Raw genomic sequence first — 23,080 nt, 5'->3', positions numbered from 1 at the left:
AATTATAGACCCTCAATTACGTAACTACGGAGGGTGATGTTCATTCATGAGAATAAAAACAACAAATGAAAATAATCATAGTAGGTGCTGGTCAAGTAGGCGGTACTTTAGCGGAAAACCTTGTTGGTGAAAATAACGAAATATCGGTTGTTGATACTAACGGTGAAAGACTTCGCGAGCTCCAAGATAAAATGGATTTACAAGTTGTTACTGGCCAAGGTTGCCATCCCGATGTACTTAAAAATGCCGGTGCTGAAGATGCAGATATGGTTATCGCGGTAACCTCAGATGATGCTACTAACATGATCACCTGCCAAATTTGTTCTTCTTTGTTTAATACGCATAAAAAAATAGCCCGGATTCGCTCCAATCAAGTATTAAAACACTCAAAAAAGTTATTTCATAAAAACCATATTCCCGTTGACCATGTTATTGCCCCTGAAGAGCTAGTGACCCGTGATATAGCTCGCCTAATAGACTACCCAGGTGCATTACAAGTATTAGAGTTTGCTCAAGGGAAAGTGAGTTTAGTTGCCGTTAAAGCCTATTATGGAGGTTTACTCGTGGGTCACGCTTTATCAACATTAAGAGATCACATTCCAAATGTTGATACCCGTGTTGCTGCTATTTACCGCAACGGTAAACCCATTCGACCTTTAGGTACAACCGTCATAGAAGCAGATGATGAGGTGTTTTTTATTGCTGCGAGTAAACACATACGCGCAGTAATGAATGAATTACAAAAATTAGAACCTGCTTACAAACGTATTATGATTGTTGGCGGTGGTAATATAGGCGCAGGACTTGCCCGAATTTTAGAAAGTAATCATCAAGTAAAATTAATTGAACGCTCACCAAAACGTGCCGCGCAATTAACTTCTGAGCTAAATGAAACGCTCGTATTCAATGGTGATTCATCTGATATAGAGCTACTGACCGAAGAGAACATTGAGCAATTTGATGTTTTCATTGCTGTGACCAATGATGATGAAGCCAATATCATGTCATCATTACTGGCTAAAAAGCTTGGTGTTCGTAAAACCATGGTACTTATTCAACGTGATGCTTATATCGAATTAGTACACGGTGGCGCTATCGACATTGCTATATCACCACAACAAGCAACTATTTCAGCATTATTAACCCATGTTCGACGCGGCACTATTGATAACGTTTATAGCCTACGCGGTGGTGCAGCAGAAGCGATTGAAATTGTCGCTAAGGGTGATGAAAAGTCATCAAAAGTGGTTGGTCGTACTATCAACGATATCAAGCTACCACCTGGTGTAACGATCGGCGCTGTTGTTCGTGGCTCTGAAGTATTAATTGCTCATTCCAACACCCTGATCAGTGAGGAAGACCACGTTATCTTGTTTTTAGTCAACAAACGCTATATCGGTGATGTTGAAAAATTATTCCAAGTCAGTGCTGTTTATTTCTAATTGAAATATTAATACTAGGTATATTAAGTTATGTAGTTATGTAGTTATGTAGTTATGTACGCCAAAATGCAGGAGTGAATAGTACCAGTAAAGTGAATATTTCTAAACGGCCAAACAACATAGCCATAATTAATACCCATTTACTGGAATCACCAATTGTTGAGTAATTCGCAGCAACCTCACCTAATCCCGGACCAAGGTTATTAATAGACGCGGCAACCGCGGTAAAGGCAGTAATATCATCCATACCTGTTGCAAGTAGTAATAACATGCAAATAACAAACACTGCCGCATAGGCAGAAAAGAACCCCCAAACAGCCTCAACAACACGATCAGGCAAAACTTTTTTACCCATTTTAATACTGAACACGGCTTTAGGATGAACCAGCTTATTTAGTTCACGCAAACCTTGTAAATACAACAACAACACGCGTACTACTTTCATACCACCACCTGTACTGCCAGCACAACCACCAATAAAACTAGAAAAAATAAGTAAAATAGGCAACAGGGTTGGCCAATCAGCAAATGACGTCGTAGCAAAACCTGCCGTTGTACTGATAGAAACAGATTGAAACAATGCCTGATCAAAAGCTTGATCAGCTGACTCATAAGTTCCAAAAGTCATCAAAACAGTAAAACAAACTAGCGTTAGCGCCAGTTGTATCGCAATAAAAACTTTAAACTCAGGGTCATAAAAATAATTTCGAAGCGACTTACTTTGCACTACAGCATAATGCAAGGCAAAGTTAACACCAGCAACTACCAAAAAAAATACACACACTAAGTTAATTGTTGGGCTATTAAAATACCCCATACTCGCATCATGAGTAGAAAAACCACCAATTGCGATAGTAGAAAATGAATGGCATATTGCATCAAAACCCGACATACCTGCAAGCCAGTAGGCAATAGCACAGGCGATAGTTAAAGAGAAATAAATGTACCATAGGTGCTTAGCAGTATCAGCGATACGTGGAGTCATTTTTGAATCTTTAACTGGCCCTGGTGTTTCAGCGCGATATAATTGCATACCACCTATACCTAACATCGGTAATACTGCTACCGCTAAGACAATAATCCCCATACCACCAAGCCATTGTAATTGCTGGCGATACCATAAGACGGCATGAGGCAAGCCTTCTATATTATTTAAAATAGTTGCGCCCGTAGTTGTTAAACCAGAAAATGATTCAAAAAAAGCATCAGTAACAGATAAATACGGCTGTTCTAATAAAATCAAAGGAATCGCAGAAAAGCTCGCCAATACTAGCCAAAATAACACCACGATAAGGAAGCCTTCTCGGGCTCTTAAGTCGGTTTTTTCATATCTATTTGGATACCACGCTACAAACCCTGTAAACAAGCACCAAAGAAAACCTAATAGAAAAGGCACACCACCACCGTCACGATAAATCATGGAGACTAAAGCTGGCGGTAACATGGTGACACTAAGGAGTGCCACCAATAAACCTAAAATTCGGATAATATTTTTATATTGCACGTTTTATTATTTTTTTAGTGGTTAAATGCTATTACTTCAAATTAGTTAATACTAATTTTCCTGCCGATAATGTTTGTAACTTTTGCGCTACTAATGCTAATTTAGCTTCCGGAATTAATAAACTAAACTGAACTTGTTGCAAATACTCTTGTTCTATAACTTGCCCTTCTGCTTGGCTAATTATATGTAACACATCATCAACTTGGCTATATTGACATGTCAGGGTTTTTGTCGCCATCGCTATTTTAGTTTTCGCCTGTAAAAAGACAAGTGCTTGGCGAACACTGTCAGCATAAGCTCGCTGTAATCCCCCCGTACCTAGTTTAGTTCCGCCGAAATATCGAACTGTTACAGCGCAGACTTCGCCAATATCACCACCTTGTAATACTGCTAACATTGGTTTTCCAGCCGTTCCACTTGGCTCTCCATCATCAGAATAACCATAACCTAGGCTATCGTTAGCAGCTTTAGTTAAAAAAGCATAACAATGATGACTCGCTTGTGGATGTAACTGTTGAAGAAACTTAACCTGAACTTTAGCCTCTTCAATACTAATACAGGGAGATAGATAACAAATAAAACGGCTACGATTAACAACCGTTTCATGCTCAACTTTATTAACTGCTATTTGATAGTCTTTACTCACGATAAATTATAAACCTAAATCACGGGTCATATTTTCATTATGTGATTGATGAACAATAATATTATCCTCTATGCGAATACCACCAAAGGCACGCATTTCATCTACATTTTGCCAATTAACTTGATCGCTACTAGCTGATTCTTTCAAGTTTTGCAGTAAAGAGTCTATAAAATACAAACCTGGTTCAATGGTAAATACTTGCCCTGCTTCAATAACTCTTGATGAACGTAAAAATGGGTGCGCTTCTGGTGCATTAATATGTGTACCGCGCTCATCAGCCATAAAACCGCCAACATCGTGTACTTGTAAACCAAGGTGATGTCCCAAGCCATGAGGGAAAAATGTACTCACTATGCCTGAACCTATTGCGGTATCAGCACTCACATTGATAAAATCAAACTCCACCAACACTTGTGCTATTTCTTGGTAGGCAGCAATGTGTAAATCAACATAACATAGCCCTGGCTTTAAGCCCTTCGCTACATTTAACATGAGTTTATCCATACGTGCGATCAATTCAGCGAATTTATCCCGTTTAAAAGAATAAGTACGCGTAATATCAGCAGCATAGCCATTAAAATTAGCGCCAGCATCAATTAGAAAAGATTGATGTGCTTGCGGAGGTATTTTATCTAAACCCATATAATGCAAAATAGAACAGTTTTTATTTAACGCGACAATATTGCCATAAGGTGTTTCATTCGCGGTATAACCTATGGCATTAAGATAAGCATTTTGAATCTCGAATTCAGTATCCCCACTTAAAAAAGCCATCTTAGCGACTTTATGTGCCGTTACAGCTAAACTGTTTGATTGACGTAAACACTCTTGTTCATAAGGGGTTTTATAAGCGCGATGATAATGAAAATAATTAAGCAGGGGTTCAGGGTTAATAGCTTCAAAACCAAGCACTTTGGCAACTTCAACATGGCTACCAATATAAGCGAAACCTTTTTTATCATAAGGCAATAATTTATCAACATCACTCGCCTGTTTCAGAATTTTTATGTCAAAAAACTTTCCCCAATAACTTTCTGTTAAAGGTTTTATTTTATGCCAAAAATCAACTGGTTGATAATAGACTAACGTTGGTTTATCTTCACCATTAATGATAAGCCAACAGTTAGGTGCATCAATTAATGGTAACCAATGTTTAAAGTGAGGGTTTACTCTAAAAGGGTAAGTATTGTCATCAAGAAAAGCTTTAACCTCTTGACCAGAATGAATAACAATACCTTCAATATTTTCGCGCGACAACGCCTGCTTGGTTCTTTGTTGTAATTGATCTAAATGCTGTGAATATTCTTCTTTTAACTTATTTGTTTGCTTACTCATTAAAGCGCCCCTGAAGTTTTTTCTTGATGACATAACGTTTTTTTCAAGTTAGGTACGGCTAAAGCTAGCGATTAGAGGTGTATCTAAATATTTGCAGTTTAATCACCGATATTCATATTAGTAACTTGCACAAAAAGCTGACTAACCTGCCCTGGCTCATGCTGATATATTTCTTGATATGCTAAAACACTTTTTACATAATCTCGTGTTTCTTTAAAGGGAATAGTTTCTATCCAAATATCAGCAGGAATCGCTTTTAAATTTTTCAGCCAACTTTTTACTCTATGTGGCCCAGCATTATAAGCGGCTGTTGCTAAGACCTGATTCCCGCTATTTCTATCAAGTAGCTTTTTCAAATAACGAGTACCAAGTTGAATGTTGTTGTCAGCATTGAGTAAATAATTACGATTAATTTTACCTTTTTTTAGCGATTTAGCGGTATTAGGCATTAGTTGCATCAAACCTTCTGCTCCCGCAGATGAATGAGCATCCGTCATAAAAGAGCTTTCTCGACGGGCAATCGCAAATGCCCATGCCGGTGCTATTTTTTCATTATTCGCATGACGGTTAATCTCTTCATCAAATGCTTTAGGAAACCGGAGTGTTACGTCATCTAAATAACCAACTTTAGCTAAAGTAAAAATGGTTCGATCAAACCATTGGTTTTCATTAGCCACTTTTGCTGCAATCAATTTTTCTCTATTGGTTAGTTGGCTAATTAGATAATTCCACTCAGAACGCGCCTTGTAATAACGCCCTAAATGATAGAATTCAAATGCTCTTTTTGCGGCAGGGTAATTTATAACCCGTCGCTTTTCTGCGTAAGAAAACGCCAACGGTTTATGTTGCATGCTCGCTGGCGCTCGTAAATAACTTGCGGCTAAAAAACCATAATAATGCCGCTCATTTGCCAACTGTTGTAACAAATATTGGCCACGTTCAACAGCATCTGTTGCGATTAATGCCCGTGCATACCAATACTTCCATTTTAAATCGTCTTTATACTGACTGGGTAATAGTTTTAAATCAACAATAAGGCGTTGCCAGTCTTGTTCTTTTAAAGCCTGTGATAAACGCCACTGCAACATATTTTTATTTAAAGAACTGAACTCCAGTTTATCCAACCACACTTGAGCCTGTTGATGATTTTTTGCCGACAATGCTAAGGCAAATTTTTCATTGATACGTCGCTGCTGCGCATGTGTAAATACAAACTTCTGCTGCGCTTTTTTATAACTACGAATGGCGTTGTTTGGATGACGCCAAATAAGACGCATTAAACCATAAGCTAATATTTCAGTTTCACGTATTGAGTTGTTAGGAAAATATTTTAACTTTCCTACCAGTGATGGATCACGGCGAACTTTATGCCACAACTCAGCTAAGTATTGCTGTTCTGGTGGTAATAACTTGGTTAAGTAAGGAATTAAGGTGTGTTTGCCGCCATCAGCCGCTAAAGCAATACGTTGCCACACTACGGCATTAGTTTGATAACCTGCTTTTTGCCAGCGTTCGAATAATGGGTCACACTCTTTACTTTGTGATTTCCCAACCTTCCATAACTTAGTTACTTCAGGCAAGACCACGCTTTCAGGTAAGCCTGATGCGAGCCTAAATTTAAGGTACTGACAACTTAATTCCGCATTGGATGTCGGCTTATAAACCTGTAAAAATAATAATCCTTGTTTTTTCTTTGCCAAATATTTTAACCACGTTTTCCGTAATGGCCAGTCAAGCGGTGTTCCTTTATATTTAACTAAAAATTCATTTATTTCTACTGTATTAGACAAGCGAATACTATTTAGCAAACGCTTCTGATCTAAATAAGGTTGTAACGGATAATAATGAAGATGGTTATAAAGTGATTTGTATTGTGTAGATTTACTCTTATATACTAGTTTTTCTGCTTTAATAAATCGCTGTTGCTGAATTTTATCTGCTATTAAGTTCAGTGGCTCACTAGCAAGTGCGCCTAGGCTGTATACACAAGCCAATATAACTAACAACATTTTTTGCACTAAACTAACCGTCATGTATTTTAATTTTAATCCGTTTATTCAATGTATCTCAGTATATACCCAAACCACTTTAAAGTGCAGGATTCCGCTGGAATTAGAAACGCATTTAAGTAAGGCATTGAGTGAAGAGAATGATTAGTCCCTTATCAAAGTATATAACGCAGCATAAAACGTTTTAAACCAGCCCTTTGGGGACGACTGAACAACCATTAATATTAAGATGCACCTTGATCATGATTTATTCTGGCATTCTGAGGAGGTTTGGGTATAGTTCAGAGACTAATTAAATAATTGATCTACTCTTAATTATTATTCAAATACAGTACAATATCCTTAGCTTTATTATCTAACTATTTTAATTGCCTCTATGCTAGACACTATTTTCCAAACAACTGACCATATTCTTGATGCTATGGGATTACGCTGTCCAGAACCCGTAATGATGGTGCGCCTAAATATAAGAAAAATAGCCTCTGGTGAAACGTTATTAATTAAGTGTGATGATCCTTCAACTACGCGTGACATTCCTAGCTTCTGTCGATTTATGGATCATGAGCTTGTCGCTAAAAAAGTAGACGGTAAACCTTACCTGTTTGTAATCAAGAAGAACTAAAACTCTTTATTAGTTCTCCTTGCTCGTTAGAGCAATAATTTATTATGCAGGTAACTTTACTTTTTTTAACATAACAAACAATTCATCTTTTAGCTTTAACCTTTGCTTCTTTCTCTTTTCGATATATTCATCACTGGTATTTTCTACACCCTGCTCTATCCGGTGTACTTCTTGATCAGTTTTATGGTACTCAGTAAATAAGCGGGCAAAGTGATTATCATTCATTTTTAAATGGTGAATCTCATTATTAAACTCTGGAAACTCATGGTGTAGATCATGTTTTTGTATGGTCATAGTATTCTCCTGTGTGTCATGTCTTTCTTTAAGTTTTATCTATATTCATTAATACTTTACGCCTTTATCTTTGTCAGTATTTGATCTAGCTCAAAGGTCTGATTTATTGTTGTTTCTTTATGATTGTTAACTTGAGTTGTAGGCAGGTATATACTCGTGACACCTCAAAATGCGTGTTTCAGGATGCCTGAGCGATTCATGATCAAGGCGCATCTTTTTATTAAGGGTTATTCAGGAGAATATGCTCCTGCATTCTCTAATAAGCTACATCCATGTAGCGCCCTTAAAAACAGATGCAACGAAGAGCATGATTTACTCAGACATCCCCATAGGGCTTGTTTAGAAACGTTTTATGCAGCGTTATTAATTTCGACAATAGAACAACTATTATCTTCAATCAATGCCTTGCGTACATGGATGTAGGTACTTAGGTTCAGTCTGGAACTATGAACCTGTGCCTAAAGACGTTTCTAATTCCAGCGGAATCCTGCATTTTGAAGTAACACGGGTATATGTTCCTGCAGCTTTTGACCCTTCATAAAATATACAGGTGAGTATTTTACTGCAAGCAATAAAAAAGGGCATATTACTATGCCCTTTTTTTGTCACTCTAGATTTATAACATTTTTTACAATAAAGAAATATCCGCAATAGCAAAGAAGCTGTTCCGGATTTCATTAAGTAAGGTTAAGCGATTGATTTTAACCGCTTCATCGTCACTCATCACCATTACGTTATCAAAAAATGTATCAATAGGCGTTTTTAACTGAGCAAGCTCAGATAATGCAGCTTGATAGTTTTTATCTGCCATTAATGGCGACACTTTTAAGTTGATACTTTGAAAAACATCAGCAAGATCTCTTTCCGCTTGTTCAGTCGCCAGCTCAGTTTTAAAGCCTTCATAAAGTTGGCCATCAAACTTAGCAAGAATATTAGCTACGCGCTTATTCGCTGCCGCTAATGTTTCAGCTTCTGGTAGCTCACCAAAATAACTTACCGCTTTAATACGTTTATCAAAATCTAGCGGAGCACTTGGTTTTTTCGCCAGAACAGCCTGAATCACATCAACAGCAATACCCTGCTCTTGATAGAAAGCACGGAAACGCCCCATGATAAAATCAAGTACGTTCTCAGCGGTGTTTTCATTTGATAATTTGTCGCCGAATAAACTAATACTTTCGTTAATAAGCGTAACAAGGTCTAAATTAAGTTGTTTCTCAATGATTATACGTATCACACCTATTGCTGCTCTTCGTAGCGCAAATGGGTCTTTATCACCTTTAGGTGATTGATTAATACCAAATATACCAACTAAGGTGTCAATTTTATCACTGATAGCAACTGCACAACCGATTGTAGCTTCAGGTAAGTTGTCACCCGCATAACGTGGACGATATTGATCTTCTAATGCTTGAGCTATCGCTTCATTTTCACCATCATTTAATGCGTAGTACTTACCCATAGTGCCTTGTACTTGTGGAAATTCTAAGACCATATCTGACATTAAGTCTGTTTTACTTAATAAACCTGCACGATAGGCATCAACGCCATTTTCACCTATTTTCTCAGCAATCAAATGACTTAAGTGGGCTATTCTTTCAGATTTATCTTTTAATGTACCTAATTGTTTTTGAAACAGAACCGTTTCTAAAGTGGTCAATCTTGATTCAAGTGTTTGCTTTTGATCGGTTTTAAAGAAAAATTCAGCATCCGCTAAACGAGGACGAATAACTTTCTCATTACCAAAAATCACTTGTTGTGGATCTTTTGATTCTATATTGGATACAAAAATAAATTTATTAACCAATTCACCATTATTATTAGTTACTGGGAAATATTTTTGATGATCTTTCATTGAATAAATCAAAGGTTCTGCTGGTACTTTAAGAAAATCTTCATCGAACGTGCCCACTAGCGTTACTGGCCATTCAACTAATGAGGTCACCTCTTCTAATAAGTATTCATCAATTAAAGCAACAGCAGCAATGTCATCTGCTGTTTTTTTAATTTGTTCAATAATTTTATCTTGTCGTGCTTGGTAATCTACTTCCACGTACGCTTTCAATAACTCAGCTTGATAATCATTGGCATGTTTAAGTGTAACTAAGCCTTGATGATGAAATCTATGGCCTTGTACTTGATTACTTGAATCAACACCTAACGCAGCACCAACAATAACTTGTTCACCATACATTAAAGTTAATGTATGAGCAGGTCTAATAAACTGAATACGTTCTGAGCCCCAACGCATTGGTTTAGCAATAGGTAATTTATTTAATGCCGTAACAACCATATCAGGGACTAAATCATTAATAGTTTTACCAGCAACCGTTGCTTTGTGTAGTAACCATTCACCTTTAGGTGTTATTAAGCGTTCTGCTTGCTCAACGGTAATCCCATTAGAACGAGCCCACCCCATTGCAGCTTTACTTGGTTGACCTTGCTCATCAAAAGCAACATTAACCGCGGGTCCACGCTTTTCTACTACCTTATCAGCTTGCTTATCGTTCAAGTCTAGTACTTGTACGGCTAAACGTCGTGGCGTAGCAAACCATTTAATTTCTGAATAAGAAAGATCGTTACTATCAAGCTGACTTTTAATATTGTCATAAAATGCAGTCGCTAATGTTTTTAAAGATTTCGGTGGTAATTCTTCTGTACCTAATTCAATCAGGAGAGTTTCGTTAGCCATTATTTATCTCCTTTTACTGAATTATCAGTATTATCTTTACAAAGAGGAAAGCCTAGCTCTTCTCGTTTAGCATAGTAAGCTTGTGCACAAGCTTTTGATAACGTTCTAACACGTAATATATAACGTTGACGTTCAGTGACCGAAATAGCATGGCGAGCATCAAGTAAATTGAACGCATGAGAGGCTTTCATTACTTGCTCATAAGCTGGTAATGGCAAATTGGCTTCAATCAATTTTTGGCTATCTTTTTCACATTGATCAAACTGTTTAAAAAGTGCATCAACATCGGCATGTTCAAAATTATAAGTCGATTGCTCTACTTCATTTTGATGGAATACATCACCGTAATATACTGTACCCATAGGGCCATCAGCCCATACAAGATCATAAATACTATCTACATTTTGAATATACATAGCTAGACGTTCTAAACCATAAGTAATCTCACCGGTGACCGGTGTACATTCTAAACCGCCAACTTGTTGGAAATAGGTAAACTGCGTAATTTCCATGCCATTAAGCCATATTTCCCAACCTAAGCCCCACGCACCTAATGTTGGTGATTCCCAATTATCTTCAACAAAGCGAATATCATGTACCAAGGGGTCAATACCTAATTCTTTCAGAGAATTAAGATAAAGTTCTTGAATATTTTTAGGTGACGGTTTTAACATTACTTGGAATTGATAATAATGTTGTAAACGATTTGGATTTTCACCATAGCGGCCATCAGTTGGTCGTCGACATGGTTGTACATAAGCACTACTAATTGGCTCAGGACCTATTGAACGCAAAAAAGTCATTGGGTGGAATGTTCCTGCCCCAACCTCTAAATCTAATGGTTGTACGATAACGCAACCTTGACGTGACCAATAATCTTGTAGTTGAAAGATTAGGCCCTGAAACGTTTTACAATTGAAACTAGTCATGGGTATTCAAATTCACTTTTATTAAAATTTAATTACAAGTTTTTGATTTAACTGTAATGCTTAAAAAATAAAAACCCAGTATTGAAGACCGGGTATATTATTTGTATTTTAACTACACAATTTATACTGCATAGAAGTTTATTAAAAATCTAAATTAGAGACTTTTAATGCATTTTCTTCAATAAAATGACGACGTGGTTCCACATGATCACCCATTAAGGTAGTAAACAATTGATCTGCAGCAATGGCGTCTTCAATGGTTACTTGTAACATACGACGTGTATCAGGATCCATTGTAGTTTCCCATAGTTGTTCAGGGTTCATTTCACCTAGCCCTTTATAACGCTGTATGTACTGACCACGTTTTGACTCTGCCATTAACCAGTTTAATGCTTCTTCAAAGCTTTCTACGGGTTTAGTTTTCTCTCCACGTTTAGCATAAGCACCTTCTTCCATTAAACCATTGATAGAATCGTTTAATGAAACAATTGCAGCAAATTCACTCGACTGAATAAAATCATAACTACAATTATATACTTTATCTATGCCATGTTGACGAACGTTAAATTGAGGGTAGTAAATATTACGCTCAATATCATGTTCAACAGTTACTGTGTAAATAGAGCCATTGCCATCTTGATTATCAAGTTGAGTTATTAAGTCTTTTGACCAAGCTTCTACTGCAGTTTTATCGGTAAAAGATTCCTTGGCAATGTTTTCGCTGTAAATCATTTTCTCTAGAATATCACTTGGAATTTGTCTTGAAATTCTTTTAATAATATCCATCGTTGTACGGTATTGGTTAACTAACTGTTCAAGTGCTAAACCAGATATAGCCGGCGCATCTTCATTTACATGAACACTGGCATTCTCTAATGCTAGCGTAGTTAGGTATTCTGTTAAACCGTCATCATCTTTAATGTAACGTTCTTGCTTACCTTTTTTCACTTTATACAAAGGAGGCTGAGCAATAAATATATGGCCACGCTCCATTATTTCTGGCATTTGACGGTAGAAGAACGTAAGTAACAATGTACGGATATGAGAACCATCAACATCAGCATCGGTCATGATGATAATACTGTGATAACGTAATTTCTCTGGATTATATTCATCACGACCAATACCACAACCTAATGCTGTAATTAAGGTACCTACTTCTTGTGATGAAATCATTTTATCAAAACGTGCTTTCTCTACGTTAAGAATTTTACCCTTCAATGGCAATATGGCTTGGTTTTTACGGTTACGTCCCTGCTTGGCTGAACCGCCAGCAGAGTCCCCTTCCACAATGTAAATTTCAGAAAGTGCCGGATCTTTTTCCTGACAATCCGCTAATTTACCAGGTAAACCTGCAATATCTAACACACCTTTACGGCGAGTCATTTCACGTGCTTTACGCGCAGCTTCACGTGCTCTAGACGCATCAACAATTTTCATAATAATTGTACGAGCAATGCTTGGGTTTTCTAATAAGTATTCGCCAAGCTTTTCACCCATAGCTTGTTCAACTGCTGTTTTAACTTCTGAAGAAACGAGCTTATCTTTAGTTTGAGAAGAAAACTTAGGATCAGGCACTTTTACTGATATGACTGCAGTTAAACCTTCACGCGCATCATCGCCTGTTGCACTTGTTTCAGTACTACCTTTCTTGGCTTTGTTTAAACCTTCTTTAACCATGTATGAGTTTAAGGTTCTTGTTAATGCAGTTCTAAAACCACTTAAATGAGTTCCGCCATCACGTTGTGGAATATTGTTAGTAAAACAGAAAATATTCTCCTGAAAACCATCATTCCACTGCATAGCAACTTCAACAATAATACCGTCTTCTCTTTCTAAATCGAAATAGAAAATTTCTTGGTTAACTGCCGTTTTATTTGTATTCAAATAATCAACAAACGCTTGAATGCCGCCTTCATAACAAAAGTGTTCATCTTTACCTTCTCCACGCTCATCAATCAAACGGATAGAAACACCCGAGTTTAAAAATGATAATTCACGAATACGTTTTACCAATATGTCATAATGAAATAATACATCGGTGAATGTTTCACTACTTGGCCAGAAACGAACTTCCGTGCCTGTTTTTTCACTATCACCTACAGCTGCTAATGGAGCGTCAGGTACACCACCCGTATAAAATTGCTCGTACAATTTTCCTTTGCGACGTACATTCAATTTTAGCTTTTGGCTCAATGCATTTACCACCGAAATACCCACACCATGAAGACCACCTGACACCTTATAGCCAGAGTCTTCACCACCAAACTTACCACCAGCATGTAATACTGTCATAATAACTTCAGCTGCTGATACACCCTCTTCTGGGTGAATATCTGTTGGTATACCTCGACCATCATCTTTTACAGAAACAGACCCATCAAGATGAATGATTATAACTATTTCGCTACAATGACCGGCAAGAGCTTCATCGATTGAATTATCTAAGACTTCAAAAACCATGTGATGCAAACCAGTGCCATCATCAGTGTCACCAATATACATACCGGGTCTTTTACGTACTGCATCAAGTCCTTTTAGTACTTTAATACTGGACGAACCATATTCATTTTCTACTGTCATAGTTTTAGCCTATTCACTCTACATTGCTTTTTCTGATTTATTGAACTCAGAATCGTCTGGATATATCTCTAATACTTTACCATGTTTCACGTGGAACATACTGTATTTTCTATCTTCACATGCACCTAAAAAAGGTTGTAAAACACTAGATTCGATTGCAGTAATTATTACTTGGCAATCCAATTCATCTATTGCTTTAGACAATGCAGTACGTGAATTACTATCTAATTCTGCACCTATATCGTCTATCAATAAAATTGGTTTTACTCGTTTAACTCTTGCAATGAAACTTGTTTGTGCAAAAGTTAATGCGAGTAAAAACAACTTTTGTTGCCCTCTTGATAATTCAGTTTCAATCGCTTTCTTATCAAGAAGAAACTTAACATCGAATTTGTGAGCTCCATAAAGGCTGTAACCAAAACTGGCCTCTCTTTCTTGGTTGCTAGTAAGTACGTCAATAAGCGTATTCTTTTGTGACCAGCCTTGTAAATATTGTACTGTTACTCTTTCTTTTAAACTGGGTAACAAAATAGCTAACCAACAATTTAATTCAGAAATAATTTCTGATACATAGCTTGCTCTTAACGTAGATAATTCAATCGACAGTTGGCAAAATTGTTCTGTCCAGTAGGACAACATTGAATTATTATTTACACTCTTTGTTCTATCATCTAAACGAATACTTGCATTACGCTGCTTAAGAACTCTATTAAAACTCTTCCACAGAGTTGAAAAGTCATGTTTCACGTGAAACATACCTAAATCAATAAAGCGCCTACGTTCTTTGGGGCCACCAAAAAAAAGCTTAAAACTTTCTGGTGTTACAATCTGTATAGCAATATTTTTAGCTAGAACAGATAACCTATTGTATCGTTGACCATCAATTTTTATGTTCGTTAAACCAGAAGTTAGGTCTCTACTCAACCCTAACTGATGATCATTACTGTCTCTTACACTGACTACAAAACTATTAGTCTCATGGCGAGCAAGTGAATCTACCTTAGTGGTTCTAAACGATTTCCCATGACCAAGGAAGAAAAGGGCTTCGAGTAAACTGCTTTTACCACTACCATTATCACCAATAAAAAAATTTAATCGAGGATGAAAGTTAATAGATACCGAATCTAAATTACGAAAATTTTGGGTGATTAACTTATCAACACTCATTTCATTTTTCAATTTTTATAAAGGAAAACAAACTAGATAGATGTAACTTAGGTAACGGTTACAAACGCATTGGCATAACAACATAAAGTGCTTCACCCGAATCAGCACCTTCTATCACAACACTAGAATTTGCATCTGCTAAAGTAAACTTTACTTGTTCGTCTTTTATTGCATTAAGTACATCAAGTACATAACTAACATTAAAACCAACTTCTAAGTTTTCATAAGGAAAGTCAATTTCTAACTCTTCTTCCGCTTGTTCTTGTTCTGGATTATTTGCAGTAATTTTTAATAACGAATTAGAAAAATTCAACCGTACACCTTTAAATTTCTCATTAGAAAGAATAGATGCACGTGATAGTACTTGTCGTAGCTGTTCTTTATCGGTAACGAAAATTTTGTCGCCATTACGAGGTAACACTCGACGATAATCTGGAAAACGACCATCAACTAACTTGCTGGTAAAAGAAAATTCAGTGTCTATTATCCGAATATGATTTGAGCCCAAATATAATTTAATCTCTTCGTCGACTGGTGATAGTAAACGAATTATTTCTAAAATCCCTTTTCTGGGAACTATAACTTGTCTAGCAGGTAATGCTAAAGAGTCATTAGCAATTTTACAAATGGCTAAGCGATGACCATCAGTCGCTACTGAGCGTATTTCATTACCTTCACTTTCAATAGACATACCATTGAGATAATAACGTACATCTTGGTTTGCCATAGAAAAGTGAGTACTTTCAATTAAGCGTAATAATTCAGATTTTAATAAATTAAATTCAACATCACCTTTCCACTCTTCAATGTTAGGAAAATCAGTAGCGGGTAAAGTTGAAAGAGAATAGCGACTACGACCTGAAGACAATTTAACCGTATCGTCTTGAGCAGAAAAAGTGATCAATGAATTTTCAGGTAAGCTTTTACATATATCAAGCAACTTTCTTGCTGGTATTGTTAATTTACCGTCAGCACCTTGGTTGTTTATTTCAGCATAAGCAACCATTTCCAATTCTAAATCAGTGGCTGTTAAAGTAAGTGACTGTTCACTAACTGAAAAAAGGATATTTCCTAAAATAGGTAATGTACTTTTACGTTCAACCGCACCAGAAACTAACAATAGCGGCTTTAGTAATAATTCTCTATTAATTGAAAACTTCATTTATATTCCTGCTTATTCTCATATTTATTATTATTAAAGAAAAATGTTAAATGACAAATTTAAATATTTTAGCACTTAACTTATATATATCAAGATGAAAGTGTTCTTATTAAGTTAGAGTAATCTTCTTTAATATCATGAAGTTCCTCTCGTAATGATTTAACCTTACGGCAGGCATGAAGCACAGTAGTATGATCTCTTCCACCAAAAGCATCACCAATTTCAGGCAAACTATGATTCGTTAATTCTTTAGATAATGCCATTGCTAACTGCCTAGGTCTAGCAACCGAACGATTTCTTCGTTTCGACAATAAATCAGCAATTTTTATTTTATAATATTCTGCAACTGTACGTTGGATATTATCGATGGTAACCAATTTATCTTGTAATGCTAATAAATCTCGTAAAGCTTCACGTACAAAGTCTATGGTGATAGCCCGGCCAGTAAAATTAGCATTAGCAATAACTCGATTAAGTGCGCCTTCTAATTCACGTACATTAGATCGCAGACGTTTCGCAATAAAAAAAGCAACTTCATCAGCAAGATTAATATTACTCTCTTGTGCCTTTTTCTTCAAAATTGCAACGCGAGTTTCTAATTCTGGAGGCTCAATAGCAATGGTTAAACCCCAACCAAAACGGGATTTTAATCGATCTTCAACAGCAACTTCTTTTGGATATCGATCACTTGTTAGAATAATTTGTTGATTGCCTTCTAATAAAGCATTGAATGTATGAAAAAATTCTTCTTGGGTTCTGTCTTTACCGGCAAAAAATTGAATATCATCTATTAACAAGGCATCAACACTTCGATAATAATGTTTAAACTTCTCCATCTCATTATTTTGAAGCGCTTTTACCATGTCTTGAACAAACCGTTCAGAATGCATATAAGCAATTTTTGCGTTTGGATTATTTTCTAATATTGCATTACCAACGGCGTGCAATAGATGCGTTTTACCAAGACCAGTCCCACCATAGATGAATAAAGGATTGTAAGCAGCTCCTGGATTGTCAGCAACCTGTGATGCTGCGGCTCGTGCTAATTGGTTAGATTTACCTTCAACAAAATTATCAAACGTATATTTTACTCGAACATTCGCTTTTTTAGGTAAACCGGCACTCACTTCACTAACGGCTGGTACTTTATTATTTTTGCTAAAGTTAGGACTAGATGATGATAAAGAATTATTTTTCACTGTTGGTGTTAATGGTTTACTACCAACATCAAACCTTAACAGATAAGCATCTTCTCCATCGGTCATTGTGATTAATTCGTTGATACGATCAACATATTTATCACGCACCCAATCCAAAACAAATCGGTTAGGAGCGTAAAGTGTTAATACGTTATTGGTTACGACACATTGCAATGGTCGAATCCACATACTAAATTGCTGGGCAGGCAATTCTTCTTGAAGAACAGAAAGGCAACGTTGCCAAAGTGAATGTTCCAACCAAAACTCCAAAGGAAAGTAATCTAATCAGCTTGCAAACTATATTCACTATTTATGACAAATGAATGCAGAATAAGAAGAAATTTAATGTCAAAATAAACAAAAAATAGTAAACATGAAAAACTAGCGCAAGTGAAAATTATTATTATGTAACCGCCATTATCTCTATACTTATCCACAAGTGCAATATTGACAGACAAGTATTATCGATTATTTTTATTAGCAATAAGGTAACCAATTGTAATTATTATATATTATCAACATAAACAGATTGAAGTAATACTAAAAAAAACTAGATAGCACATTTATATATGGTGATGTAAATTATAACTTTAACTAAAATTATCAAAACCTGTGGATATTTTATTTTATGCCTATGCAGATCAATCAGAAAAAGCTTACTATTGGTAAAGAATCCGAGCAAAAAAACAATGGATTTTCGACAAAAGACTTCGAAGATGACGTTATTAATGAACTCCTGAGAAAAGTACATAGGCACGTTTTATTTTAACCATTATCAGAAATAGATAAATATAATCCCCCTACTATTTAAGATCCTAAGGATCCTAAGTAAGATCATTTATAAATAGGGAATATAATTTATTGACAATAGCTTGGTTAAGCATTAGAATTCGCCCTCTTTTTTTAGACCAGTGTGCTCATAATGGCTTTTTTGTCAGGGCAACAACAACCGACGGATTAGCGTAATGAAAAGAACATTTCAACCTAGCGTATTAAAGCGTAAGCGTAACCACGGATTCCGTGCTCGTATGGCAACTAAAAATGGCCGTGCTGTTATAGCACGTCGCCGTGCCAAAGGCCGTGCACGCCTTAGCGCTTAATCTTAATCCTTTTTCTTACTTAGAAATTAGACTTAAGATATGGTAACTAATAAGGTTACTTATGAATTTAATCGGGAGTCACGTCTGTTGACTCCCGGTCACTTTCAATCTGTATTTAAAAAACCCATTCGTTTCGGTTCATCTCACTTTACTATTCTTGTAACACCTTCTAATTTACCTGATGATTCATGTAAAAATAATCGTTTAGGCCTCGCTATAGCTAAAAAACGTGTAAAACTTGCCGTACAACGAAATAGAATAAAAAGAATAATTAGAGAAAGCTTTCGATTAAATCAGCATGAATTACCTCCTATCGACATGGTGGTTATGGTAAAGTCTGGTATTGATCAGTTAGACAACAAAGAAATTAATCAACAATTATCAAAAATATGGCGAAAAATAAATCAACGCCACAAAAGTTAGCTATAACTTGTATCAAAGGTTATCAGCGCTTTATTAGCCCTATGTTAGGATCAAATTGTCGGTTTAACCCAACCTGCTCTTGTTATGCCAGTGAAGCAATAAATCGCTTTGGTGTAGTTAAAGGTGGTTGGTTAGCGAGCAAACGCATATTAAAGTGCCACCCGCTTAATGAAGGTGGTGAAGATCCTGTACCACCTTTAGATGAAGACAAGTAAAACTTATACTATCTCAATAATAATAATAGATTTTAGTCTACATATTTTAAAAGGTGGTTGGTTAACTCGCTAACGTATACTAAAATGCTTTGCAATTAATTAAATGCAGAGGGTTATAACCCTCTGTCAACACAAAAAGAAGAGAAATAAACCTTATGGAATCTCAACGCAGTCTGCTGTTTATTGCGCTTATGGTTGTTACTTACTTATTATTTAGTCAGTGGCAATTAGAAAATGCTCCAGCAGTTGAACAACCAAGCCTCAATCAAACAACATCAACAGAGCAAGGTGCTAATGCGGATTTTGTACCTGAATCTTCAGATTCTGCAGCACCATTAGCAAAGGCTACGCATTCTAGTTCAAAATTAGTTACGGTAACCACCAACACATTAATTATAAAAATTAATACTCAAGGTGGTGATATTGTAGAAGCTAAACTGCGTAAGTTCGATACAGAACAAGGTAATGGAATTCCATTTACTATATTACAAAATGGTAATCAGAAATATATTGCACAAAGTGGTTTAACAGGGGCAAATGGTGTTGATAGAGTCATTGAAGGTCGTCCTATTTATAGCAGCTCACAATCAAGCTATGAATTGTCTGCAGATGAGTTAACAGTTGATTTAACTTTTCAAGATGAACAAGGCTTAACCGTTACTAAACGTTTTGCATTTAATGCTGACAGCTATAGTGTCAATGTTGATTATGTTATTGATAACAACACAACAAACAGTGTTTCAGTGCAAATGTACGGACAACTAAAACAATCAACGCTAACAGATACTTCGTCAGGCATGTTGCCAACATACCGTGGCGCTGCTTTTTCAACTAACGAAGATCGCTATGAAAAGTATGACTTTGATGATATTAGCGAAGCTAATTTAAACAAAACTACGCCTGGTGGTTGGGTCGCTATGCTTGAACATTATTTTGTTTCAGCTTGGGTACCCAATGCAACAGACAATAACCAACTTTATACTAGCTATAGCAACAATCTAGAAGCGGTTGTTGGCTTTAAAGCACCAGCAATGACTATTGATGCAGGCCAACAAGGTATTACTTCAGCAATTTTCTATGTTGGTCCCAAAGATCAAGAAGTCTTAGAAAAAATTGCACCAAACTTAGATTTAACCATTGATTATGGTTTTTTATGGATGATCAGCCAACCACTATTCTGGCTGTTGTTAACTATTCAAAGCTTTGTTTCTAACTGGGGTGTAGCTATTATTATCATCACCTTGATTGTTAAAGGTGGTATGTACCCTCTTACCAAAGCGCAATATACATCAATGGCCAAAATGCGAGAATTAGCCCCTAAAATGGCTAAATTGAAAGAACGCTTTGGTGATGACAAACAAAAAATGTCTCAAGCTACAATGGAAATGTACCGTAAAGAAAAAGTAAACCCAGCGGGTGGTTGTTTACCACTGATTTTGCAAATGCCAATTTTCTTAGCGCTATACTGGGTATTTCTAGAAAGCGTAGAATTACGCCATGCACCATTCATATTCTGGATTCAAGATTTATCAGCAATGGACCCTTACTATGTATTACCTGTATTAATGGGTATTAGTATGTATGTAATGCAGAAACTACAACCGATGACTATACAAGATCCAATGCAACAAAAAATAATGCAATATATGCCCGTTGCATTCTCTATCTTTATGGCATGGTTTCCATCTGGCTTAGTGCTTTACTGGTTTATAAGTAACTTAATTTCAATAACCCAAATGAAAATAATTTTCAGTGGTATTGAAAAGAAAAAATTAGCTGCAGATCAAGCAAAATCATAACAGCTAGCAACACGTGTTAAGTTGCGTTTGAACTAAAGTAAAATAAAAGCGATTTCTTTTTTAAAGAAATCGCTTTTTTGTTAGTTATACCAATACTAGTAAGTTAGTGATCAAATATTAATGAGGTTAAATTTTCAAGATCAAGGCGCTTGATTGAGTAATAGCTGGCTATTGGGATAGAAAGCAACGACGTTATTGGAATATTTAGTCCATTTAAAATGATCACATATTTATTTGTATTGGTATTACAACTAAATAAAGTAAAATACCTACCATTAGTTATTCAGTTATCAAAACAACACCATGACATCATCATTTAATGAAAAAAGCACTATTACTGCACAAGCTACCGCCCCAGGTCGCGGTGGTGTCGGTATTATTCGTGTTTCAGGGCCCGAAGCAAAAAATGTTGCACAGGCTATTCTAGGGAAAATACCGGAAATAAGAAAAGCAGAGTATTTACCTTTTACCGATGCTAACAATGAAATTTTGGATCAAGGTATAGCGCTATTTTTTAAAGCACCAAATTCATTTACCGGTGAAGATGTTATAGAATTTCAAGGCCATGGCGGTCCTGTTATTTTAGACATGCTACTCAATGCTATTCTTGCCCTTCCAAAAGTAAAAATGGCTAAACCTGGAGAATTTAGTGAACAAGCTTTTCTAAATGATAAACTAGATTTAACACAAGCAGAAGCGATTGCCGATTTAATAAATTCTAGCTCAGAACAAGCAGCCCGCTCTGCCCTGCACTCCCTTCAAGGTGATTTTTCTGAACTCGTTAATGAAATGGTAGAGAGCATAATTCACCTTCGTATGTATGTTGAAGCGGCTATTGATTTTCCAGAAGAAGAAATTGATTTTCTTGCTGACAAAAAAGTAGTAACCGATTTAAAAGCCATTATTAATCAAGTTGAAAGTGTTCAAAAACAAGCTCAACAAGGCAGTATAATACGTGAAGGTATGCGCGTAGTTATTGCTGGCCGCCCCAATGCGGGAAAATCAAGCCTGTTAAATGCATTAAGTGGTAAAGAAACAGCGATAGTAACCGATATTGCTGGTACCACCCGTGATGTATTAACCGAACAAATTCATATAGATGGTATGCCACTACATATTATTGATACCGCAGGTTTACGTGACAGTAATGATAAAGTAGAACAAATAGGCATAGAGCGCGCTTGGAAAGAAATAAAACAAGCCGATCGCGTATTATTAATGGTAGATGCTAGTGAAAACCATGACGTACTAGAAGATGAACAAGATATTAAAAATTATTACCCTGAATTTTTTGAAAAACTACCCAAGAACATTGGCCTAACGTTAGTCAGAAACAAGGCTGATATCAATCAATCAATCAGTCACTCCAATATAGGGTTGAGAGAATTTACCGATCAAAAACAACTCAAACATACAGTCGTAACCTTATCTGCAAAAACTGGATCAGGTGTTGATAGCTTAAAAGAACACTTAAAAAGTATTATGGGTTACCAAGGTAGCACTGAAGGTGGATTTATGGCGAGAAGACGTCATTTAACCGCTTTAAAGAATGCCCATCTACATTTGATTACCGGCTTAGATCAACTTGAGTCTTATGTGGCTGGCGAAATACTCGCAGAAGAGTTACGAATATGCCAACAAGAACTAGACCAAATTACCGGTGAGTTCACCAGTGATGATCTGTTAGGTAAAATTTTTAGCTCTTTTTGTATCGGTAAATAGCTTTATTTATTGCTAAAACATCTTCCTCTAGCTTTTAACAACGTCTGCACCTAATTAAGCTAGAGGTGGTAATAATATTGAATACTAATACAATCACTTTTGCCACAAGCTGTTAACACCACTCTAAAAGAGCAGGTATTTGCCGAAGTTTAAAATGACCAGATTTTTACCTATCAAAAAATCATTATCTAAAATGATCAATTCAAGTGTTCAAAGCAAACATTAAAATCAATAAAC

The 23,080-nt window shown here is 36.2% G+C and carries 18 protein-coding genes; 7 read left to right on the top strand and 11 right to left on the bottom strand.

Annotated elements, in window-relative coordinates; genetic code table 11:
- The first annotated feature begins 65 nt into the window (after positions 1-65).
- Complete coding sequence (trkA, locus tag DWA31_RS09295; protein ID WP_114326321.1) at positions 66-1,442, top strand: Trk system potassium transporter TrkA; 1,377 nt, start codon at positions 66-68, stop codon at positions 1,440-1,442.
- Positions 1,443-1,494: 52 nt separating this feature from the next.
- Here the strand turns inward: trkA and DWA31_RS09290 are convergent, their stop codons facing one another.
- From DWA31_RS09290 to DWA31_RS09275, 4 genes are all read right to left on the bottom strand, one after another.
- Positions 1,495-2,946 carry a TrkH family potassium uptake protein gene (locus tag DWA31_RS09290; RefSeq protein ID WP_114326320.1) on the bottom strand — a complete coding sequence of 484 codons (1,452 nt, stop codon included), beginning with the start codon at positions 2,944-2,946 and terminating at the stop codon, positions 1,495-1,497.
- A gap of 31 nt (positions 2,947-2,977) precedes the next feature.
- Positions 2,978-3,592: a YigZ family protein gene (locus DWA31_RS09285; RefSeq protein ID WP_114326319.1), complete on the bottom strand. Its 615-nt coding sequence runs from the start codon at positions 3,590-3,592 to the stop codon at positions 2,978-2,980.
- A 6-nt stretch (positions 3,593-3,598) separates the two neighbouring features.
- Positions 3,599-4,927 carry a Xaa-Pro dipeptidase gene (gene pepQ, locus DWA31_RS09280; protein WP_114326318.1) on the bottom strand — a complete coding sequence of 443 codons (1,329 nt, stop codon included), beginning with the start codon at positions 4,925-4,927 and terminating at the stop codon, positions 3,599-3,601.
- 98 nt (positions 4,928-5,025) lie between these two features.
- Positions 5,026-6,960: a transglycosylase SLT domain-containing protein gene (locus DWA31_RS09275; RefSeq protein ID WP_114326317.1), complete on the bottom strand. Its 1,935-nt coding sequence runs from the start codon at positions 6,958-6,960 to the stop codon at positions 5,026-5,028.
- Between the two features lie 352 nt (positions 6,961-7,312).
- Here DWA31_RS09275 and tusA point away from each other — a divergent pair, with 352 nt between their 5' ends.
- Positions 7,313-7,558, top strand: coding sequence for a sulfurtransferase TusA (tusA, locus tag DWA31_RS09270; protein WP_114326316.1), 246 nt, complete (start codon positions 7,313-7,315; stop codon positions 7,556-7,558).
- A gap of 42 nt (positions 7,559-7,600) precedes the next feature.
- On the opposite strand, the gene DWA31_RS09265 is transcribed toward tusA, so the two are convergent.
- The 7 genes from DWA31_RS09265 to dnaA form a co-directional block, all read right to left on the bottom strand.
- A complete protein-coding gene (locus DWA31_RS09265) occupies positions 7,601-7,852 on the bottom strand; it encodes an HP1242/YdcH family protein (protein WP_114326315.1) in 252 nt (83 codons plus the stop codon).
- 628 nt (positions 7,853-8,480) lie between these two features.
- Entirely contained in the window at positions 8,481-10,544 is a 2,064-nt protein-coding gene (gene glyS, locus DWA31_RS09255; RefSeq protein ID WP_114326314.1) for a glycine--tRNA ligase subunit beta, read from the bottom strand.
- Positions 10,544-11,473 carry a glycine--tRNA ligase subunit alpha gene (gene glyQ, locus DWA31_RS09250; RefSeq protein ID WP_114326313.1) on the bottom strand — a complete coding sequence of 310 codons (930 nt, stop codon included), beginning with the start codon at positions 11,471-11,473 and terminating at the stop codon, positions 10,544-10,546. Before glyQ ends, glyS begins: the two co-directional genes overlap by 1 nt.
- Before the next feature lie 141 nt (positions 11,474-11,614).
- On the bottom strand, positions 11,615-14,056 hold the full coding sequence (gene gyrB, locus DWA31_RS09245; protein WP_114326312.1) for a DNA topoisomerase (ATP-hydrolyzing) subunit B: 2,442 nt from the start codon (positions 14,054-14,056) through the stop codon (positions 11,615-11,617).
- 18 nt (positions 14,057-14,074) lie between these two features.
- A complete protein-coding gene (gene recF / locus DWA31_RS09240) occupies positions 14,075-15,223 on the bottom strand; it encodes a DNA replication/repair protein RecF (protein WP_114326333.1) in 1,149 nt (382 codons plus the stop codon).
- Between the two features lie 58 nt (positions 15,224-15,281).
- A complete protein-coding gene (gene dnaN, locus DWA31_RS09235) occupies positions 15,282-16,385 on the bottom strand; it encodes a DNA polymerase III subunit beta (RefSeq protein WP_114326311.1) in 1,104 nt (367 codons plus the stop codon).
- Between the two features lie 89 nt (positions 16,386-16,474).
- Positions 16,475-17,842, bottom strand: a complete 1,368-nt coding sequence (dnaA, locus tag DWA31_RS09230; protein ID WP_114326310.1) for a chromosomal replication initiator protein DnaA — start codon at positions 17,840-17,842, stop codon at positions 16,475-16,477.
- A 707-nt stretch (positions 17,843-18,549) separates the two neighbouring features.
- Between dnaA and rpmH the strand changes: the two genes are divergently transcribed.
- From rpmH to mnmE, 5 genes are all read left to right on the top strand, one after another.
- Positions 18,550-18,684, top strand: coding sequence for a 50S ribosomal protein L34 (gene rpmH, locus DWA31_RS09225; RefSeq protein WP_011045771.1), 135 nt, complete (start codon positions 18,550-18,552; stop codon positions 18,682-18,684).
- A gap of 39 nt (positions 18,685-18,723) precedes the next feature.
- Entirely contained in the window at positions 18,724-19,107 is a 384-nt protein-coding gene (gene rnpA / locus DWA31_RS09220) for a ribonuclease P protein component (RefSeq protein WP_114326309.1), read from the top strand.
- A complete protein-coding gene (yidD, locus tag DWA31_RS09215; protein ID WP_114326308.1) occupies positions 19,074-19,322 on the top strand; it encodes a membrane protein insertion efficiency factor YidD in 249 nt (82 codons plus the stop codon). The genes rnpA and yidD overlap by 34 nt, the downstream gene beginning before the upstream one ends.
- 155 nt (positions 19,323-19,477) lie before the next feature.
- Positions 19,478-21,121, top strand: a complete 1,644-nt coding sequence (gene yidC / locus DWA31_RS09210) for a membrane protein insertase YidC (RefSeq protein WP_114326307.1) — start codon at positions 19,478-19,480, stop codon at positions 21,119-21,121.
- 303 nt (positions 21,122-21,424) lie between these two features.
- The gene (gene mnmE, locus DWA31_RS09205; protein ID WP_114326306.1) at positions 21,425-22,843 is read left to right on the top strand and encodes a tRNA uridine-5-carboxymethylaminomethyl(34) synthesis GTPase MnmE; all 1,419 of its coding nucleotides are present in this window, start codon (positions 21,425-21,427) and stop codon (positions 22,841-22,843) included.
- The last annotated feature ends 237 nt before the right edge of the window (positions 22,844-23,080 follow it).

It is taken from the genome of Candidatus Colwellia aromaticivorans (assembly GCF_003333305.1).
Taxonomy (GTDB): domain Bacteria; phylum Pseudomonadota; class Gammaproteobacteria; order Enterobacterales; family Alteromonadaceae; genus Colwellia; species Colwellia aromaticivorans.
The sequence above is the reverse complement of the archived record's forward strand: the minus strand, read 5'-3'. Positions and strand labels throughout refer to the sequence as shown.

Bases quoted from the DNA above. Each gene is read 5' to 3' on its own strand.
- yidC (WP_114326307.1), top strand. From the start codon at position 19,478: ATGGAATCTCAACGCAGTCTGCTGTTTATTGCGCTTATGGTTGTTACT.
- glyS (WP_114326314.1), bottom strand. From the start codon at position 10,544: ATGGCTAACGAAACTCTCCTGATTGAATTAGGTACAGAAGAATTACCA.
- mnmE (WP_114326306.1), top strand. From the start codon at position 21,425: ATGACATCATCATTTAATGAAAAAAGCACTATTACTGCACAAGCTACC.
- dnaN (WP_114326311.1), bottom strand. From the start codon at position 16,385: ATGAAGTTTTCAATTAATAGAGAATTATTACTAAAGCCGCTATTGTTA.
- trkA (WP_114326321.1), top strand. From the start codon at position 66: ATGAAAATAATCATAGTAGGTGCTGGTCAAGTAGGCGGTACTTTAGCG.
- recF (WP_114326333.1), bottom strand. From the start codon at position 15,223: ATGAGTGTTGATAAGTTAATCACCCAAAATTTTCGTAATTTAGATTCG.
- rnpA (WP_114326309.1), top strand. From the start codon at position 18,724: ATGGTAACTAATAAGGTTACTTATGAATTTAATCGGGAGTCACGTCTG.
- pepQ (WP_114326318.1), bottom strand. From the start codon at position 4,927: ATGAGTAAGCAAACAAATAAGTTAAAAGAAGAATATTCACAGCATTTA.
- glyQ (WP_114326313.1), bottom strand. From the start codon at position 11,473: ATGACTAGTTTCAATTGTAAAACGTTTCAGGGCCTAATCTTTCAACTA.
- yidD (WP_114326308.1), top strand. From the start codon at position 19,074: ATGGCGAAAAATAAATCAACGCCACAAAAGTTAGCTATAACTTGTATC.
- gyrB (WP_114326312.1), bottom strand. From the start codon at position 14,056: ATGACAGTAGAAAATGAATATGGTTCGTCCAGTATTAAAGTACTAAAA.
- DWA31_RS09275 (WP_114326317.1), bottom strand. From the start codon at position 6,960: ATGACGGTTAGTTTAGTGCAAAAAATGTTGTTAGTTATATTGGCTTGT.
- tusA (WP_114326316.1), top strand. From the start codon at position 7,313: ATGCTAGACACTATTTTCCAAACAACTGACCATATTCTTGATGCTATG.
- rpmH (WP_011045771.1), top strand. From the start codon at position 18,550: ATGAAAAGAACATTTCAACCTAGCGTATTAAAGCGTAAGCGTAACCAC.
- DWA31_RS09265 (WP_114326315.1), bottom strand. From the start codon at position 7,852: ATGACCATACAAAAACATGATCTACACCATGAGTTTCCAGAGTTTAAT.